16 protein-coding genes are annotated in these 19,147 nt (G+C 65.9%); 15 read left to right on the top strand and 1 reads right to left on the bottom strand.

The annotated features are described in order from the left end of the window. The 14 genes from hflC (at window position 1) to ACF8ML_RS13835 (ending at window position 15,219) form a co-directional block, all read left to right on the top strand. Window positions 1–891, top strand: a complete 891-nt coding sequence (gene hflC, locus ACF8ML_RS13900; RefSeq protein ID WP_016447552.1) for a protease modulator HflC — start codon at window positions 1–3, stop codon at window positions 889–891. A gap of 201 nt (window positions 892–1,092) precedes the next feature. Then, window positions 1,093–2,241: an ATP phosphoribosyltransferase regulatory subunit gene (locus ACF8ML_RS13895; RefSeq protein ID WP_016447551.1), complete on the top strand. Its 1,149-nt coding sequence runs from the start codon at window positions 1,093–1,095 to the stop codon at window positions 2,239–2,241. A gap of 39 nt (window positions 2,242–2,280) precedes the next feature. Next, a complete protein-coding gene (locus ACF8ML_RS13890; RefSeq protein ID WP_016451293.1) occupies window positions 2,281–3,657 on the top strand; it encodes an adenylosuccinate synthase in 1,377 nt (458 codons plus the stop codon). Between the two features lie 43 nt (window positions 3,658–3,700). Then, complete coding sequence (locus tag ACF8ML_RS13885; RefSeq protein WP_012206807.1) at window positions 3,701–4,225, top strand: phosphoribosyltransferase; 525 nt, start codon at window positions 3,701–3,703, stop codon at window positions 4,223–4,225. A gap of 287 nt (window positions 4,226–4,512) precedes the next feature. Continuing rightward, window positions 4,513–5,649: a beta-propeller fold lactonase family protein gene (locus tag ACF8ML_RS13880; RefSeq protein ID WP_331428950.1), complete on the top strand. Its 1,137-nt coding sequence runs from the start codon at window positions 4,513–4,515 to the stop codon at window positions 5,647–5,649. Next, the gene (locus tag ACF8ML_RS13875) at window positions 5,649–6,467 is read left to right on the top strand and encodes a polysaccharide deacetylase family protein (protein ID WP_017404151.1); all 819 of its coding nucleotides are present in this window, start codon (window positions 5,649–5,651) and stop codon (window positions 6,465–6,467) included. Before ACF8ML_RS13880 ends, ACF8ML_RS13875 begins: the two co-directional genes overlap by 1 nt. Before the next feature lie 39 nt (window positions 6,468–6,506). Further along, complete coding sequence (locus ACF8ML_RS13870) at window positions 6,507–7,487, top strand: sterol desaturase family protein (protein ID WP_016447547.1); 981 nt, start codon at window positions 6,507–6,509, stop codon at window positions 7,485–7,487. A gap of 15 nt (window positions 7,488–7,502) precedes the next feature. After that, entirely contained in the window at window positions 7,503–8,402 is a 900-nt protein-coding gene (locus ACF8ML_RS13865) for an EI24 domain-containing protein (protein ID WP_016447546.1), read from the top strand. After that, entirely contained in the window at window positions 8,399–9,217 is an 819-nt protein-coding gene (locus ACF8ML_RS13860) for a molybdopterin-binding protein (protein ID WP_212646520.1), read from the top strand. The genes ACF8ML_RS13865 and ACF8ML_RS13860 overlap by 4 nt, the downstream gene beginning before the upstream one ends. A gap of 225 nt (window positions 9,218–9,442) precedes the next feature. Further along, on the top strand, window positions 9,443–10,858 hold the full coding sequence (gene glnA, locus ACF8ML_RS13855; protein WP_016447544.1) for a type I glutamate--ammonia ligase: 1,416 nt from the start codon (window positions 9,443–9,445) through the stop codon (window positions 10,856–10,858). Between the two features lie 180 nt (window positions 10,859–11,038). Then, window positions 11,039–11,542, top strand: a complete 504-nt coding sequence (locus tag ACF8ML_RS13850) for a hypothetical protein (RefSeq protein WP_017404153.1) — start codon at window positions 11,039–11,041, stop codon at window positions 11,540–11,542. Window positions 11,543–11,572: 30 nt separating this feature from the next. Then, window positions 11,573–12,649: a nitrogen regulation protein NR(II) gene (gene glnL, locus ACF8ML_RS13845; protein ID WP_016447543.1), complete on the top strand. Its 1,077-nt coding sequence runs from the start codon at window positions 11,573–11,575 to the stop codon at window positions 12,647–12,649. 45 nt (window positions 12,650–12,694) lie between these two features. Then, on the top strand, window positions 12,695–14,263 hold the full coding sequence (gene ntrC / locus ACF8ML_RS13840) for a nitrogen regulation protein NR(I) (RefSeq protein ID WP_392407259.1): 1,569 nt from the start codon (window positions 12,695–12,697) through the stop codon (window positions 14,261–14,263). Between the two features lie 143 nt (window positions 14,264–14,406). Continuing rightward, entirely contained in the window at window positions 14,407–15,219 is an 813-nt protein-coding gene (locus tag ACF8ML_RS13835) for a hypothetical protein (protein WP_227469501.1), read from the top strand. A gap of 15 nt (window positions 15,220–15,234) precedes the next feature. On the opposite strand, the gene xth is transcribed toward ACF8ML_RS13835, so the two are convergent. Beyond that, on the bottom strand, window positions 15,235–16,011 hold the full coding sequence (gene xth, locus ACF8ML_RS13830) for an exodeoxyribonuclease III (RefSeq protein WP_133072403.1): 777 nt from the start codon (window positions 16,009–16,011) through the stop codon (window positions 15,235–15,237). A gap of 132 nt (window positions 16,012–16,143) precedes the next feature. Between xth and ACF8ML_RS13825 the strand changes: the two genes are divergently transcribed. Beyond that, the gene (locus ACF8ML_RS13825) at window positions 16,144–18,990 is read left to right on the top strand and encodes a site-2 protease family protein (RefSeq protein ID WP_235434596.1); all 2,847 of its coding nucleotides are present in this window, start codon (window positions 16,144–16,146) and stop codon (window positions 18,988–18,990) included. The last annotated feature ends 157 nt before the right edge of the window (window positions 18,991–19,147 follow it).

Genomic DNA, 19,147 nt, shown 5'->3' with positions numbered 1-19,147 from the left:
GTGAACCGAGTTGGATTTTTCATCACCAGCATTCTTCTGGCGCTGGCGCTGCTCAGCTCCATGCTGTTCGTCGTCGATCAGCGCCAGTTCGGCGTGGTCTATGCCCTGGGTCAGATCAAGGAAGTGATCACCGAGCCGGGCCTGAACATCAAGATGCCGCCGCCGTTCCAGAACGTGCGCTACATCGACAAGCGCCTGCTCACACTGGATAGCACCGACACCGAGCCCATGCTCACTGCCGAAAAGCAGCGCGTGGTCATCGACTGGTACGTGCGCTGGCGCATCTCCGATCCGTCGGAGTACATCCGCAACGTGGGCCTGGATGAGTCGGCCGGTGCCATGCAGCTCAACCGCGTGGTGCGCAACGCCTTCCAGGAGGAAATCAACCGCCGCACCGTGCGCGAGCTTCTGTCCAGCAAGCGCGACGCGCTGATGAACGACGTCAAGCGCGAAGTGCTGGAGACCGTGCGCGGCGCCAAGCCCTGGGGCGTGGACGTGGTCGATGTGCGCATAACGCGCGTGGACTATGCCGAGACCATCACGGAATCGGTCTATCGTCGCATGGAGGCCGAACGCAAGCGCGTGGCCAACGAGCTGCGCTCCACCGGCGCCGCCGAAGGCGAGAAGATCCGCGCCGAGGCCGATCGCCAGCGCGAGATCACCATCGCCAACGCCTACCGCGATGCCCAGAAGCTCAAGGGGGAGGGCGATGCGGAAGCCGCCCGCACCTATGCCGACGCCTTTGGCAAGGACCCGCAGTTCGCGCAGTTCTACCGCAGCCTGGAGGCCTACAAGTCCAGCTTTGCCAAGAAGAGCGACGTGCTTGTGCTCGATCCTTCGCAGACCGACTTCTTCAAGGCCTACCGCAACGGCGGCAGCTCTGGAAAGTAAGAACGCCTGAGCGGCAACGCCGCCCGGCCCATGCACGGCGCCCCTGTTGGGGCGCCGTTTTTTCTTGCGCTGCCGCTGGCGCCCGCACACCGAATTGATTCGGAATACCGAACGCTCCTCGCGGGCCTTGGGACACCCCCAATTTGGGCTGGCCCGCAACAGCCGGTAGAATCACGTTTTTAACAGCCTCCCCCTTTTTCCATGTCTGCTTGGGTCCTGCCGGATCACATCGCCGATGTCTTGCCTTCCGAGGCCCGGCACATCGAAGAATTGCGTCGAGGCCTGCTCGATACCGCACGTGGCTATGGCTATGAACTGGTCATGCCGCCCATGCTGGAATACCTCGAATCCCTGCTCACCGGCACAGGGGAGGCGCTGGACCTGCAGACCTGCAAGCTCATCGACCAGCTGACGGGCCGCACCATGGGCCTGCGTGCCGATACCACGCAGCAGGTGGCTCGCATCGACGCCCATCTGCTCAACCGCAAGGGCCTCACGCGCCTGTGCTACTGCGGCCCCGTCGTCCATGCCCGCCCTGATCGTCCCCGCGCAACGCGCGAGCCGCTGCAGTTCGGTGCCGAAATCTACGGCCACCAGGGCATGGAAGCCGACCTGGAGGCACTGCACCTGGCGCTGGACTGCCTGCGCAGCGCAGGCGTCACCGACATCAACGTCGATCTGGCCGATGTGCGCATCGTGCGCAGCCTGCTGGCTGGCGTGATGGTGGACATGCAGGTGCTGCGCGGCGTGCATGCCGCGCTGGCCGCCAAGGATGCGAGCGAACTCGAGCGCCTCACCCGGGACTTCCCCGTCGCCTCGCGCGAAGGCCTGATGGCCTTGCTGCAGCTGTACGGCGGCATCGAGGTGCTGGACCGCGCCGAGAAGCTGCTGGCGCGCACGGCAGGCGTGCAGCCTCTGCTGGACCAGCTGCGCTGGCTGGCCCAGCGCCTGGAAGGCGTGAACGTGAGCTTTGATCTGGCCGATCTGCGCGGCTATGCCTACTACAGCGGCACGCGCTTCGCCATCTATGTTCCGGGTGCCAGCGACGCGCTGGTGCGCGGCGGCCGTTATGACGAGGTGGGCGCGGTCTTTGGCCGCAACCGGCCCGCCGCCGGCTTCAGCCTGGACATCAAGCAGCTCGTGGCCGTTGTGCCCGAGCGCCCGCTCAAGGCTGCCATCCGTGCGCCCTGGGGCGACGATCCCCAGGTGGCAGCCGCCATCGCGGCATTGCGCCGGCAGGGCGAGACCGTGGTCTGCGTGCTGCCAGGCCATGAAAGCGAAGTGGACGAGTTCCACTGCGACCGTGAGCTCGTGCAGGTTGCCGGGCAGTGGGCCGTGCAAGCCATCTGACGCATTTGTCAATTTCTTCGGATTTCATCGGATTTGAATATGAAAGCTACCAAAGGTCGCAACGTGGTCGTGGTCGGCACCCAGTGGGGTGACGAAGGCAAGGGCAAGCTGGTGGACTGGCTGACCGAAAGCGCCCAGGGCGTGGTCCGCTTCCAGGGTGGCCACAATGCGGGCCACACGCTGGTCATCAATGGTGTGAAGACCGCGCTGCACCTGATTCCCAGCGGCATCATGCGCCCCGGCGTGAAGTGCTATATCGGCAACGGCGTGGTGCTGTCGGCCGCCAAGCTGTTCGAGGAAATCGAAGGCCTGGAGAAGGCCGGCGTGCAAGTGCGCGACCGCCTGCGCGTGTCCGAAGCCTGCCCGCTGATCCTGCCCTTCCACTCGGCGCTGGACGTGGCGCGCGAAGCGGCGCGGGAGCAGGGCGGCACCGAGAAGATCGGTACCACCGGCCGTGGCATCGGCCCCGCCTACGAAGACAAGATTGCCCGCCGCGCACTGCGCGTGCAGGATCTCAAGTACCCCGAGCGCTTCGCCACCAAGCTGCGCGAACTGCTGGCCCTGCACAACCACATCCTGGTCAACGTGCTGGGCTCGAAGAACTTCACCTTCGGTGACGCGCTCAAGCCGTACATCAAGGATGGCGAAGTCCAGTTCGACGCCGTGTACGAAGAAGCCATGCGCCATGCCGAGCAGCTTTTGCCCATGATGGCCGATGTCTCCCGCGAGCTGAACGCCGCGCACGCCGAAGGCGCCAACCTGCTGTTCGAAGGCGCGCAGGGCACGCTGCTGGACGTGGACCACGGTACCTATCCCTATGTCACCTCGTCCAACTGCGTCGCCGGCAATGCGGCTGCAGGCTCGGGCGTGGGCCCCGGCATGCTGCACTACATCCTGGGCATCACCAAGGCCTACTGCACCCGCGTGGGCGGCGGTCCTTTCCCCACCGAACTGGATTGGGAAAAGGAAGGCACGCCGGGCTGGCACATGAGCACCGTGGGCGCCGAAAAGGGCGTGACCACCGGCCGCTCGCGCCGCTGCGGCTGGTTTGACGCCGCGCTGCTCAAGCGCAGCGCCCAGGTCAACGGCCTGTCGGGCCTGTGCATCACCAAGCTCGACGTGCTCGACGGCCTGCAGGAACTGCTGCTGTGCGTGGGCTACGAGCTGGACGGCGAAAAGATCGACCTGCTGCCCATGGGCGCCGACGAGATCGCCCGCTGCAAGCCCATCTATGAATCCATCCCCGGCTGGACCGATTCCACCGTGGGCGTGACCGACTACGACAAGCTGCCGGCCAATGCCCGCCGCTATCTGGAGCGCATCGAGGAAGTAACGGGCGTACCCATCGCCATGGTTTCGACCAGCCCCGACCGGGATCACACCATCCTGATGCAAAACCCCTACGCCGCCCAGTGAACTGCTGGCGTTTGAACCCCAAGATTGAACCAGGAGCCATTCCATGCTGACGGAAGACGGTCAACACCTGTATGTGAGCTACGACGAATACCACGGACTGATCGAAAAGCTCGCGATCAAAGTGCACCAGTCCGGCTGGGAATTCGACACCATTCTCTGCCTGGCCCGTGGCGGCCTGCGTCCCGGTGACATGCTCAGCCGCATCTTCGACAAGCCGCTGGCCATCATGTCCACCAGCTCCTACCGCGCCGAGGCCGGCACGGTGCAGGGCCATCTGGACATCGCGCGCTTCATCACCACGCCCAAGGGCGAGATTGCCGGCCGCGTGCTGCTGGTCGATGACCTGGCCGATTCGGGCCACACGCTGAATGCCGTGATCGCCATGCTCAAGACCAACTATCCGCCGATCACCGAGCTGCGCAGCGCCGTGATCTGGACCAAGGGCCTGTCCGCGTTCACGCCCGACTACTCGGTGGACTACCTGCCGACCAACCCCTGGATCCACCAGCCTTTCGAGCACTACGACACGCTGCGTCCCGAAAAGCTCATGGAAAAGTGGAAGATCTGAGAGCCGTTGCGCTTTCAAGGTCCTTGCCTGCAAAGGGAGCCAACCGGCTCCCTTTGTCGTTGTGGCCTGCGTTTTCATGCGTTGTCGTCATGCCTTGATGCAAGTCATGGGTTGGCGCGCTTGTCGCGATATCTCGGGCCAACGTCGCGTAAATGTCGGTTTTTTGCACAGCTTCAAAAGCCGATGCCCTAGAGCGTCCGAGGGCTGAATGGCGCGGCTACACTGCGCAGATTCTCAGAAGGTGGTGCTTTGTGAAACGTCTTTCCGTCGGGCGCTTGGGCGCGGCTGTGGCTTTGGTTGTGGGCGGCGGTGCGCTGGCCTGGCTGGCCGTGGCGTCCCTGCCCGGATCCAAATCGGCCCGTGCGGCCTCAGCCACGCCTGCAGCCGTCCAGGCGCAGGCTGCATCGGCTCAGGCCGCTGCCGTTCCCGCCGCGCCTTCCGTGCCTGCGGCCTCTGCTGCCCCGGTAGCGCCAGTTGCGCCAGTTGCGCGTGTCACGCCGCCGCCGCAGACCCAGGGCCCCACGCCCATCTTCGTGCTCAACTCGCTCGATGCCAACATCAGCATCGTGGACCCGGTCACCTGGCAGGAGACGGCCCGCATTCCCACGGGCAAGGAGCCGCACCACCTCTACCTCACGCCTGACGAGAAATCGCTGGTCGTGGCCAATGCGCTGGGCGATACCCTGACCCTGGTCGATCCGCGCACGGGCGAGGTGCAGCGCGTGATCCGCGACATCATCGACCCCTATCACCTGCGCTTCAGCCCGGACATGAAGTGGTTCGTCACGGCGGCCAACCGCCTCAACCACATCGACATCTACCGCTGGGATGGCCAGAACCCGCAGTTGGTCAAGCGCGTGCCCACGGGCAAGACGCCCAGCCATCTCTGGATCGATGCCAGGAGCACGACCATCTATTCCACCATGCAGGACAGCGATGCCCTGGTGGCCATCGACATCGCCACGCAGACCATCAAGGCCCGCGTGCCCACCGGCCCCATGCCGGCCGATCTCTATGGCAGCCCGGACGGCACCAAGCTGTTCATCGGCCTGACCGGCAGCGATGGCGTGGAAGTGTTCGACATCACCGGCCCCGAGCCGCGCAGCGTGGCCCGCATCAAGACAGCCGCTGGCGCCCACGCCATGCGTGCCGCCGGCGATGGCCGCCACCTGTATGTGAGCAACCGCGTGGCCAACACCATCAGCAAGATCGACATGCAGACCAACCAGGTCGTGGCCAGCTACCCGGCCCCGGGAGGCCCGGACTGCATGGACGTTTCCGCCGACGGCCGCTACCTGCTGGTCAGCTCGCGCTGGGCGCGCAAGCTGTCGGTGATCGACACCGTCGAAAAGAAGGTGGTCCAGCAGGTCAAGGTCGGCAAGTCGCCCCACGGTGTCTGGACACTGGCCCACGCGCAGCGCTGATGGACCGCAGACTCTTTGCGCAATCGCTGGCTGGCGCCGCCGCCTTCAGCCTGCTGCGCCCCTCGATGGCCGCAGGGCAGGGCACGGGCTGCGCCAAGACCGTGTACCTGACGTTCGACACGGGCCACATGGGCATTGCCGACCTGGTGGCCGAGGTGCTCAAGCGCCATGGCGTGCCAGTGACCTTCTTTGCCGCCAACGAGCGCACGCAGCAAGGCGACGGCAGCCTGGGCGAGACCTGGGCGCCCTGGTGGCGCGCACGCGCCGCCGAAGGCCATGAGTTCGCCTCGCACACCTACGACCACATGTACTGGCGCGGTGATCTGCGTGCCTCGAAGAACGGTCCGGTCACGGGCTTTCGCGTGCGCCCCTCGGCCGGGCCACGCGCCAACGAGAACTTCACGGTCGATGCGGCAGGCTATTGCGACGAGATCCGCAGGGCTGCACAGCGGCTGCAGCAGATCACCGGGCGCAAGCCCCTGCCGCTGTTCCGTGCGCCTGGCGGCAAGACCTCGCCCGCGCTGCTGGACGCCGCGCGGCAGGGCGGCTACATGCATGTGGGCTGGTCCAGCGCAGGCTTTCTGGGCGACGAGCTGCCCAGCGACCGCTACCCGAATGCGCAGCTGCTGGCCCAGGCGCTCAAGAACATCCGCAGCGGCGACATCCTGCTGGCCCATCTGGGCATCTGGTCACGCAAGGACCCCTGGGCACCGGCCGTGCTGGAACCTTTGATCACGGGCCTGCTCAAGCAGGGGTTCTGCTTCCGCACGCTGCGGGAGCATCCCGACTATCGGGATTGGATAGCAAAATTCGCATGACGTCCGCGCGCGCAGCGCGGCGGGCGATGGGAGCGTGGTGTGGACTGGTGGATTCAGTGGTTCGGTAATGCGCAGCAGCGCCTGTTCGAGGGCGTTGTCCAGCCTGTGCTCTTTTGGCTGGGACAGGCCAGCCTGCTGGAGGATGCCTACGACGCCACAGGCTGGCTGCTGGTGGGCCTGCTGCAGATCTTCATCATGGTGGCCGTGATCGCGCCGCTGCAGTACTGGCGGCCCGTCGAGCCCGTTACCGACCGGCGCGCCATCCATGTGGACATCATCTATACCGTGGTGCACCGGCTGGGCCTGTTCAGGCTGGCGCTGTTCTTCACGCTGGACCCGCTGTGGGACGAGCTCATGGGCCGCCTGCATGTCTGGGGCCTGCCGAGCTTTCACCTGGACGGTGTCTGGCCCGGCGTGACCGATCTGGCCTGGGTCAGCCTGATCATCTACCTGCTGGCCTTCGACTTCCTCGACTACTGGATACACCGGGGCCAGCACAGCATCGGCTGGTGGTGGAAGCTGCATGCGCTGCACCACTCGCAGCGCCAGATGACGGTCTGGAGCGACAACCGCAATCACCTGCTCGACGATGTGATCCGCGACACCATCATCGTGCTCGTGGCCCAGTTCATCGGCGTGGCTCCAGGCCAGTTCGTGGCCATCGTGGCCTTCACCCAGCTCAGCGAGAGCTTCCAGCATGCCAACCTGCGCGTCTGGTTCGGCACCATCGGCGAGCGGCTGTGGATCAGCCCGCGCTTTCACCGCCGCCACCACGCCATCGGCATTGGCCACGAGCCCATGGCGCCCGTGCGCAACAAGAAGGCGCATGGCAACAACTTCGGCGTACTCCTGCCCTGGTGGGACATGCTGTTCGGCACCGCCAATTTCGAGCTGCGCTTCGATCCCACCGGCGTGCGCGACCAGGTCCAGCCCAATGCCCAGGGCCAGCTGCGCGACTACGGCCAGGGCTTTTGGGCCCAGCAATGGCGTGGGTTCCTAAGGTTGATGGGTCGCGCTTGAGGCTGGGCTCGGGGTATGCTTGCCGGCATGGGCTTGCTACTCGATTCCTTCTGGCGTGCGACGGCGTATTGCCTGCATAAGCGGGTGATTGCATGGTCGCTGTTTCCCCTGCTCTTCATGGCCATCACGGCCTGGCTGCTGGGTTACTTCTTCTGGGCCGATGCCGTGGTCTGGACGGAAGGAGTCCTGCAGGGCGTGGGCTGGCTGCACACGGTCTGGTCCTGGATGGGCGTGCAATCGCTGCCCGAGCTGGTGGCGCCGGTGCTGGTCGTTCTCTCGGTCACGCCGGTGCTGGTCGTGGTCTCGCTGCTGCTGGTGGCGCTGTTCATGACGCCGGCCCTGGTCGAGCTGGTGGCGCAACGGCGCTTTCCGGCACTCGAGCGCAGGCAGGGTGCCACCCTGATCGGCAGCCTGCTGTGGTCGGCCGGCTCCTCGCTGATCGCCCTGATCGCGTTGCTGGTATCGGTTCCATTGTGGTTCGTGCCTCCCCTGGTGGTGGTGATCCCCCCGCTGATCTGGGGCTGGCTGACCTACCGCGTCATGGCCTTCGACGCGCTGTCTGCCCACGCCAGCAAGCCAGAACGCCGCAGCCTGTTCCTGCGCCACCGCCTGGCGCTGATGCTCATGGGCGTGGTCTGTGGCTACCTGGGGGCGGCTCCGGCCATTGTCTGGGCCTCGGGCGTGGTCTTCGTTGCAGCCTTCTGGATACTGATTCCGGTGGCCATCTGGATCTATGCGCTGATCTTCGCCTTCTCCTCGCTGTGGTTTGCCCATTTCTGCCTGGCGGCGCTGCAGCGCATGCGCGAGGAGGAGCCGGCGCTGCCCGAAGCACCCATCATTCCCTACGCTCCCGACGCGCCGCAAGGCTCCGGCACAGCCCCTGTTCCCCCCACCCCGCAAGAAAAGACCACATGACCCTTCAAGTTGGCGCACTCATCATCGGAGACGAAATCCTGTCGGGCAAGCGTGCCGACAAGCACCTTCCCAAGCTGATAGAGCTGCTGGGCGCGCGTGGCCTGTCCCTGGCCCATGCCGAGTACGTGGGTGACGATAGGGCACGCATCACCGACGCCCTGCGCCGCGCCTTCGCATCGCAGGCCGTGCTCTTCAGCTTTGGCGGGATAGGCGCCACGCCCGACGACCACACGCGCCAATGCGCAGCCGAGGCCCTGGGCGTGCCGTTGGCCCTGCATCCCGAGGCCGTGGCCCTGATCCGCGAACGCATGCGCGATGTGGCCACCGAGGAAGGCAAGCCCTACGAGCCCCAGCGGGCCGACAACCTGCACCGGCTGCAGATGGGCAACTTCCCCGAAGGCGCGCGCATCATCCCCAACGTCTACAACAAGATCCCGGGCTTTTCCTGTTCGGGCGCCAGCGGCACGGTGCACTTCGTGCCCGGTTTCCCTGTCATGGCCTGGCCCATGGTCGAGTGGGTGCTGGAGCAGCGCTACGCCAAGCATTTCCACAGCACGGTGCAGCGGGAGCATTCGGTCATCGTCTACGGCGGCATGGAAGCCACGCTGACGCCGCTGATGGTGGCCATAGAGCGCGACCACCCGGGCGTCAAGGTGTTCAGCCTGCCCAGCGTGGATGATTCCAAGCACGGCCGGCACATAGAACTTGGTGTCAAGGGCGAAGCTGGTGCCGTCACCAAGGCCTGGCCCACGCTGCTGGAAGGTCTGCACTCATTTGGTGCAAGTCTTGGCCCTGAATTGGTGCGCAATATCTGATTTACGGCCCTTCATCCAAATCTGCACCGATTTGGTGAGTGGGCACTCGGGCCGGGCCAGGCTGCAATGTCATCCACAACGCCCACGCAAGGCGGCAGAATCACGGGGCTGGCGCGCCAAGCAGGTGCCAGTCTGCGGGCATGCACTCAATGGATGCAGCCTGGCACGCAAACTGCTTAAGAGTATTTATCTTTTTTGATCAGCCAGATTGGCAGGAGAGATCTGATGGCAAAGACCGTTGCAGACGTGTTGAACATGGTGAAGGAGAACGAGGTCAAATTCGTGGACCTTCGTTTTACGGACACCCGTGGCAAGGAGCAGCACGTCACGGTGCCGGTGTCGCACTTCGACGAAGACAAGTTCACCTCGGGCCACGCCTTCGACGGCTCGTCGGTGGCAGGCTGGAAGGGCATTGAAGCATCGGACATGCAACTGATGCCCGATCCCGCCACCGCGAACATCGACCCCTTCTTTGAAGAGACCACGCTGTTCCTGCAGTGCGATGTGATCGAACCCGGCGATGGCAAGGCCTACGACCGCGATCCCCGCTCGGTGGCCAAGCGTGCCGAAGCCTATCTGAAGGCCTCGGGCCTGGGCGATACCGCCTACTTCGGTCCCGAACCTGAATTCTTCATCTTCGACGGCGTGCGCTGGAACACCGAACCCGGCAGCACCTTCTACGAAATCGAAGAGTACGAAGCCCCCTGGAATTCCGGCGCCAAGTTCGAGTCCGGCAACCGTGGCCACCGTCCGCGCAACAAGGGCGGCTACTTCCCCGTGCCGCCCGTGGACAGCACCCAGGACCTGCGCGCCGAGATGGTGCTGCTGCTCGAGCAGCTGGGCATTCCCGTCGAAGTGTTCCACCACGAAGTGGCTGGCGCCGGCCAGAACGAGATCGGCACCAAGTTCTCGACCCTGGTGGAGCGCGCCGACTGGACACAGGTCATGAAGTACGTGATCTGGAACGTGGCCAACACCTACGGCAAGACCGCCACCTTCATGCCCAAGCCCTATCCGGGCGACAACGGCTCCGGCATGCACGTGCACCAGTCCGTCTGGAAGGATGGCAAGAACCTGTTCGCAGGTGACGGCTATGCCGGCCTGTCCGACTTCGCGCTGTACTACATCGGCGGCATCATCAAGCACGCCCGTGCCCTGAACGCCATCACCAACCCCGGCACCAACAGCTACAAGCGCCTGGTGCCCGGCTTCGAGGCTCCGGTCAAGCTGGCCTACTCGGCCAAGAACCGCTCGGCATCGATCCGCATCCCCTACGTGGCCAACCCCAAGGGCCGCCGCGTCGAGGCACGCTTCCCCGATCCGCTGATGAACCCCTACTTGGGCTTCTCGGCCCTGCTGATGGCAGGTCTGGACGGCGTGGAAAACAAGATCCATCCCGGCGAAGCCGCGACCAAGGATCTGTACCACCTGCCCCCGGAAGAGGACAAGCTGGTGCCCACGGTCTGCCACAGCCTGGACCAGGCCCTGGAAGCACTGGACGCAGACCGTTCGTTCCTGACCAAGGGCGGCGTGTTCTCGGACAGCATGCTCGATGCCTACATCGAGCTGAAGATGGGCGAAGTGACCCGTTACCGTCAGGCCGTGCACCCGGTCGAGTACGACATGTACTTCTCGCTGTAAGGCGGGTCGGCAAAAAGGCGGCGCAAGCCGCCTTTTTTGCTTTCGGCCAGGACCTGGGTATGCTGGGCGCGGAACCAAAAGGGGTTGTCCCGCTCAAGAAATGACGTCCAGCCCGGAAGATGGAGCGATACTTGCCCGGACAAGCCGGGCCCTTCCGATCTGGCTACCCGAGGGAATGGAATGAAGAAACTGTTTGTGTCGCTGCTGCTGCCGCTGCTGTCGGCAGGAGCCTGGTCCCAGGACGTGATCTACCGCTGCGGCAACGAGTACACCAACAACGTCAGCCAGGCCAAGGCCAAGGACTGCAAGCCGGTGGACGGCGGGCATGTGACGGTGATCCATGGCGGCAGCAAGCCGGCGGCCTCGGGCGGCGGCCAGGCGCCGCGCACCTCCGCCGCTCCTGCGGCAGGATCGCCCGCTCCGGCCAAGGTCAACAGCAGCGCCCAGAAGGCCCGCGACTCCGATGCGCGGACCATCCTCGAAAGCGAGCTGGCCCGCGCCCAGGAGAAGCTGACACAGCTGCGTCAGGAGTACAACGATGGCAATCCCCAGCGCACCGCATTGGAGTTGCGCAATCCCCAGGGCTATCTGGAACGTGTCGAGCAGCTCAAGAGCAGCATCTCGCGGCAGGAAGGCGATGTCGCCGGCATCCGCCGCGAACTGGATCGACTTCCCAAGAACTGACGGGCCCGAGCGGCCCATGCGAGCCCGGCCATGATCCAGGACGACCGGCCGGCGCCCCCGGCCTCCTATCAGGCGCTTGATCTGCTGTGCACGCTGATGACCGTGCTCGACGAGCAAGGCGCCGTGCTTTTCGCCAACGCGGCCCTTGAGAACGCACTGGGCCTGTCGCGCCGCATGCTCGAAGGCAGCGAGCTGGCGGCCTGCTTCACCGAGCCGGCCTTACTGGACAAGGCCTTGCGCGGCGCCCAGGACAACGACTTCGCTGCCCTGCGCTTTGAGGCCAGCCTGCACCGCGTGGGGGGCGATGCGCTTCCTGTGCACGTCACGGTTTCCCTGGCCGAGCGGCCCGGCCATGTGCTGGTGGAGTTCTGGCCGCTGGAGCAGCAGGCCCGCCAGGACCGCGAGGAGCGTTTGCGCGAGCAGGCCCAGGCGCACAAGGAGCTGATCCGCAACCTGGCCCACGAGATCAAGAACCCGCTGGGCGGCATCCGTGGCGCGGCCCAGCTGCTGCAGATGGATCTGGACGCGCCCGAGCTGCGCGAGTACACCGAAGTCATCATCCACGAGGCCGACCGTCTGCAGGCGCTGGTGGACCGGCTGCTGGCGCCGCACCGCCATCCGCACGAGGTCGGTGACGTCAACATCCACGAAGTCTGCGAGCGCGTGCGTTCGCTGGTGCTGGTCGAGCATCCTGCAGGGCTGACCATTACGCGCGACTACGACATCTCCATTCCCGAGTTCCGGGGCGACAGCGCACAGCTGATCCAGGCCGTGCTCAACATCGTCCAGAACGCGGCGCAGGCCTTGCACGAACGCATCGCTGCCGGCGATGCCGAGATCATTTTGAGAACCCGTGTGGCGCGCCAGGTAACTTTTGGTCGCCAACGCTACCGGTTGGCATTGGAATTGCATGTGATCGACAACGGGCCAGGCGTTCCCGATGCCATCAAGGAGCGGATCTTCTATCCGCTGGTATCGGGAAGGGATGGCGGTTCGGGACTGGGGCTGACGCTGGCGCAGACCTTCGTGCAGCGCCACCAGGGGCTGATCGAATGTGAAAGCCAGCCGGGCCGCACGGATTTCCGCATCCTCATTCCCCTGCCTTGAGGCCCACGGAAGTCAACACTGCAACAAGGGAAGGAAGCACCACCAATGAAACCGATCTGGATCGTGGATGATGACCCTTCCATCCGCTTCGTGCTGGAAAAGGCACTGGGCCGGGAAGGCTGGGCAACGCGCAGCTTCGTTCAGGCGCGCGACGTGCTCACGGCACTGTCCGATGTCGATGCCAGCGACCCGGCGCGCCAGCCACCACAGGTGCTGGTCAGCGATATCCGCATGCCCGGCGGCTCCGGCCTGGAACTGCTCGAGCAGATCCGCGCCCAGCAGCCCGGCCTGCCCGTCATCATCATGACCGCGTACTCCGACCTGGACAGTGCCGTCTCGGCCTTCCAGCGCGGAGCCTTCGAGTACCTGCCCAAACCCTTCGACCTGCCCAAGGCGGTGGAGCTCATCCGCCGCGCCGTCGAGGAAAGCCTGCGCGAGGACGTGGCCGAGGCACAGGCCCCGCTGCAGGCCGAGATGCTGGGCCAGGCGCCTGCCATGCAGGACGTGTTCCGCGCCATCGGCCGGCTCAGCCAGAGCCAGGTCACGGTGCTGGTCACGGGCGAGTCGGGCTCGGGCAAGGAACTGGTGGCGCGCGCACTGCACAAGCACTCGCCCGTGGCGGGCGGCCCCTTCGTGGCCATCAACACCGCCGCCATCCCCAAGGACCTGCTGGAGTCCGAGCTGTTCGGCCACGAGCGCGGCGCCTTCACGGGCGCACAGACCCAGCGGCGCGGCCGCTTCGAGCAGGCCGAGGGCGGCACGCTCTTTCTCGATGAAATCGGCGACATGCCTTTCGACCTGCAGACGCGCCTGCTGCGTGTGCTGTCGGACGGGCATTTCTACCGCGTGGGCGGCCACCAGGCCGTCAAGGCACATGTGCGCGTCATCGCCGCCACCCACCAGGACCTGGAGCAGCGCGTGCGCAACGGCGCCTTCCGCGAGGATCTGTTCCACCGCCTCAACGTCATCCGCCTGCGCCTGCCCGCGCTGCGCGAGCGCAACGAAGACGTGCCCATGCTGGCACGCCACTTCCTGCAGCAAAGCGCGCGGCAGCTGGGCGTGGAGCCCAAGCGCATGGGGGTCGATGCCATGCAGCGGCTGCAGTCGTTCGCCTTTCCCGGCAACGTGCGCCAGCTGGAGAACATCTGCCACTGGCTGACCGTCATGGCGCCAGCCCAGGTCATCTCGGTCAAGGACCTGCCTCCCGAGGTGCTGGGCGAGGCCACGCCACCCGTGGGCGGCGGCAATGCCGGCGTGCCCGCACCGGTGGTGCTGTCGCATGCGCCGGCCGTGGCGGAAGAGGGAGTGGGCCGCATCGCCATGCCAGCCCCGTCGCTGGCCCAGCCGCATGACGGGGGGCTGGCCACGTCCGACCTGGACTGGGTGCATCTGCTGGGGCAGCAGGCGCGCCAGCTGCTGGAGCACACCCAGGCCCAGGGGCATGGCGAGGTCTGGGACCAGCTGTCCCGCCGCTTCGAGGCGCAGTTGATCCGCTCGGCCCTGGCCGTCACCCACGGCCGCCGGGTCGAGGCCGCCCAGCGCCTGGGCATAGGCCGCAACACCATCACCCGCAAGCTGCAGGAGCTGGGCATGGACGAGGACGCCTTCGAGTAAGGCAAGCCGGCGGGCGGCCGGGCCCTTGCCTTGGCAAGGGTCCGGCTCCTACAGGCCGGCGCCCGGGGTGCTGACGGGCCGTACCGCCCGGGCTTGGGACAATGGAGTCCTCTTCGCTGGAACGGCCTACGTCCCGACCTATCGTGCCCACAGTCCTCTCCAACCTCTGGCAAAAGGCCAAACCCGCCCGCCCGGGCGTGATGTACCCATCGACACCGCGCAAGCTCGGCGAGCCGGTCGATGCGTACTGGCATGACCGCTATTTCCTGGAGCCGTACTTCGTGCCGGGGCGCGGCTACGACCAATACCGGCCCGCCTATGCACTGGGCTGGAAGGCTTCCCTGTCGCCGGAACACGCGCAGCAGGATTTCGAGTCCGCAGAAGCCCGGCTGGAAGAACGCTGGGAGCAGGAACGGGGCGGCAGCCTGCTGCACTGGAACCAGGTGCGTGAGGCCGTGGAGGCCTCCTGGCTGCAGGCGCGCCGGCGCACGCCCGCACAGCCTGCGGCTTCCACGCTGGAACTGCAGACCACGGCGCTGCTCAATGCCGTGCTGGCCCTGGGTCGCCAGGCCCATGTCCGGTTGGGCGAATGCATGGATCCCATGCCCCAGGGACTGATAGGCCAGGTACTGGCGCGCCACTTCAATGCCAGCCAGGTCCTGGTCGATGACCTGGAACGCGCCATCGACGCCAACGGCGGCGTGGTGCTGCCCGTGCGCGACAGCCGTGCCGCACTGCGTCGCAACGCCTTCTGGGACGGGCTGCTGGGCAGGGAAGAGGGCGCGGACTACGTGCTGGACCAGGCCGAGTCCTGCCAGCAGCAATGGCTGAGCGCCTATGAGGCTGCTGAGCAGTCCCGTCTGCCGGCGCCACTCAGCGAAGTTCTGCATCGCCAGTCCCTGATGCTGCGCGGGCAGATCGAGGCCATCCACTGGCTGCGCCGGTACATGCTGTAGCGCAAGTCTGAAAACCTAGCCCAATGTCACGACGACCGGCGCATGGTCGCTGGGCTGAGGGTTCTTGCGCGGCGCGCGGTCCACGATGCAGGCGGTGACGCTGGGACGCAAGGCCTCGCTGACCAGGATATGGTCAATGCGCAGGCCCCGGTTCTTCTGGAAACCCAGCATCCGGTAGTCCCACCACGAATAGCTTTTCTCGGGCTGGTCGAACATGCGGAATGCATCGGTCAGGCCCAGCTGCAGCAGCGCCTGGAAATGCGTGCGCTCTTCCACCGTGTGGTGGATGGTGTCCTTCAGTCCGATCGGATCGTAGGAGTCGCGGTCCTCGGGCGCCACGTTGAAATCACCCACCAGCACCAGGCGCGGGTGGGTCGCCATCTCGCTTTTCACCCAGTCCTGCAGCGCCTGCAGCCAGCGCATCTTGTAGGCGAACTTGTCGGTGCCCGGCGCCTGCCCATTGACGAAGTAGCCGTTGATCAGGCGCACCGGGCCGCCTTCGGCATCGAGGGTGGCGGCAATGATGCGGGCCTGCTCGTCCTCCAGGCCCGGGATATTGCGCACCACGTCGTGCACCGGCGTGCGCGTCAGCCAGGCCACCCCGTTGTAGGTCTTCTGTCCATGGCTGACCGCGTGGTAGCCGGCCTCCTGCAGCGCCTGCAGCGGAAACTTGTCGTCGGTGAGCTTGAGCTCCTGCAGCGCCAGCGCATCGACAGGATTGGCCTGCAGCCAGGCCAGCACCTGCGGCAGGCGCACGGACAGGGAATTGACGTTCCAGGTGGCGATTTTCATTTGAAGAATGGTCCTTTGATTTGATTGTCGCATCACGGGTGGCAAGGCTACGATCCCGATGCTGATCTGCCTGGAGGAGCTTTTGGGAGGGCACATCAGAACCGTCACACTCCATCGACAAGACTATTCAAGATGATGAACTGGCTCTCACAAGCCGCGCCCTGGCTGGCGCTGCTGGGCGCGATTCCCTTGCTGTATGCGCTCTCGCTGCTGCTGGCCACTTTGAACTGCATGCGCCTGCGCCTGCGTGCTGCGCCCATGGCCGTGGTGGAGCGCCAGGCACTGGAGCCCGAATCACGGGCGGTGCTGGATGCCATGCGGCCGGAGTTGCAAGCCTTGGGCTTCACCTGGTGTGCCAGCCTGCAGGGCACGCATCCGCAGGCCATGGATCCCGACCTTCCTCTGGAGGTGGACTTGTTCGTCCATGCCGACGGGCGGGCCTGGGCGATGGTCCAGGCCGAACAGGCGGGAAGCGCCAGGCATGGCCGCACCGTGGGCTCCGTGACCTGGCTCACATTCTTTGCCGACGGGCGCAATTGGATGGGCTTCAATGGCCTACCTCAGACAAGCCTGCCTGCGCCGCCCGGCTGGACCTACCTGGACGATGCCCAGCCCGATACCGCATCGGCCTGGGCCGCCTACGCCGAGCGCCTGTCCGGCGACCGGGCTCCCGTGGTCCAGGGCCTTGACCAGGCGGTACAGCGCCTGGATGAGTGGGGCCGGAGCCAAGTCCCTGCACTGGTGGCCCAGGGCCGTGCGCTGCCTGCCGGGCCCGGGTTCTGGCGGCTCAGCTGGCGCGAGTCGCTGCGGCTGGCCTGGCGTGCCTTGCGCCAGGTGCGCAAGGAAGACAGGGCGGTGCCCGCCAGCCCATCTGCCGGTGCATGCCTTCATGGGCCGCAGGTCCGGCAAGTGTCCGAGGCGCTGCGCTTTCGCTACCAGAAAGCCGTGCAGCGCGGGCTGGGCATGGCGCACAACCGCCACCGCAGTTTCTGGATCACGGCGGCGCTGTTCCTGGCAGCGGGCGCCGTGCTGTTTTCATGGGACATGGCGTGGATGCTTCTGGTGGTGATCGCCGTGCATGAAGGAGGGCATTGGCTGGCCATGCGCTGGGCGGGCTACCAGCGTCAATCCGTCTTCTTCATTCCTGGCCTGGGCGGCATGGCCACCGGAGAAAAGGCGGACGCCACGCCGCTGCAAAAAGTGGGCGTCTATCTGGCCGGTCCCATGCCTGGGCTGTTGCTGGCTGTGGGAGCGCTGGCTGCCGTAGGCTGGGGCCTGCTCCCGCAGCCACCCGCCTGGACCATGCAATTGCTGCTGCTGACCCTGGTCGTCAACGCATTCAACCTGTTGCCCCTCACGCCTTTGGATGGCGGCCGCGTGGTGGAGAGCCTGCTGTTCGCTCGCCTGCCCGCAATGCGGCTGGTGTTCGCACTGGCGGGCATGGCCGCGCTGGGTGGGCTGGCCTGGTTCAGCCGGGACCCCCTGATCTCCATCCTCACCGGCGTGCTGCTGATGGGGCTGCCATGGCAATGGCGTGTGATGCAACTGGAGCGGGCCGTGCATCGCACCCTGCACACGCTTCCTCAACAGGAGGCATGCCAGGCCCCGGTCAGCGAGGCCGATGCCGTACACCGCGCATTCGGCGTGCTGCAGCAACCCGCTTTTGCGCGCTGGCCCTTTGTCCGGCGCGCGGCCGCTGCAGGCGCACTGCTGCCTGCCTTGCAATCGCGTGCGCCCGGTTGGGCCGAAGGCGCAGCGGGCCTGGCAATCTACCTGGCCTGCCTGCTGCTGCCGGTGGCCATGGTCATGGGCATTCATCAAGCTGCGCCGCAGGGGCGGCAGGTTCTTGCTGCGCTGTGGGATGTGGAGCTGTCTCCCCGCCGTGATTACGTACCGGAGCAGCACCTGGCCGCGATCGAGGCCCGCCTGGCCCAGGCCGACCAACTGCCCCCGTCTGCCCAAGAGCAACGGGTGGAGATCTACCTGGAAGCCGCCGGGGAACTGCAACTCATGGACGACCATCCTCTGGCCGAGGCGCGCGCCAAAGCACTTTACCAATCGGCCTGGGCGATGACGCAGTCCCGGGCACAGAGTGATCTGCAGCGTGCCCTTGCATTGAAAGGCATGGCCGACACGGCGGATACCGCCGAGCAGGCAACGAATTTGCGCCAGCGACTGGTGGCCGACCTGCAGGACGTGCCAGGCCCTGCACGCCGGGTGCTGGCCAGCGTGCAGGAAGTTCTTGCGTTCTGGGGACCGCCTGATCAGACCGTGGCGCAAAGGCTTGATCGGATGGTGCAAGCCGTGGAGATCCGCCGCGCCGACGCCGATGCGCCGGACGATTTCCTGCTGCTGCACGCGCGCATCAAGCTCGCCCGGTTGCTGGATGCCAGCGGCCACCCCGAAGCGGCGCAAGCCCAGTTGCAGGCCAATGTGATCGCGCTCCAGGCCGCGCTTCAGGCAGCGCCGCAAGCTGCACATGCCGTGACTGCGGATTCGGCTCAGCGCCGTGAATGGAAAATCTTCTCATTGATGCAGGCCGAAACCCTGCATGCCCGGTTCATGGCCGAGCACGGCCAGACTGGCGCTGCCGTGGCACTGGCCCGCCAAAGCGTGGAGCGCACCCCGCCGAAGAAGGCCGGCCACTACGCCTCCCAGGACAGCTGGATCGCCTGGCTCTGGATTGCCATAGGCATGGGTGATGCCGCTGAAGTGCGCCAGGCCCTGGCGCAACAGCTGCCTGCACCCCGTGCATATGCCGAAATCGGAATCGCCCAGGCCCGGCTGGCCGCCGCGCAACTGCTGAACGACGATGCCCTGCGCCTGCAGGCACTGGCCGCGCTGCAACCGCTGTCCCAGGCGCACCACGTTGCGCTTTGCAGGCGCCCGCGCGTGGCGCGCGACCTTCATAGCGACTGGCAAAACCTGGAGCGCAGGCTCCAGCACGAGTCTGCGCAGGCCGCAGGACTGTGCCCCTGATAGGTATCGTCGGGGAGGGCGCGCGCATGCCGGCAGCGCAGGGCCAGCTATCCGCAGGCCCTGATGAAACCCAACCGAAAGAGAGAGCGCCGGGCCCTGCCCGCAGCATACGCAAATGCTTGATCTACTCGTCATTCACGCCACGCTGCCCGATGGC

It is taken from the genome of Delftia sp. WSY_10, from assembly GCF_043104705.1.
Lineage (GTDB): Bacteria > Pseudomonadota > Gammaproteobacteria > Burkholderiales > Burkholderiaceae_C > Comamonas > Comamonas tsuruhatensis.
The sequence above is the reverse complement of the archived record's forward strand: the minus strand, read 5'-3'. Positions and strand labels throughout refer to the sequence as shown.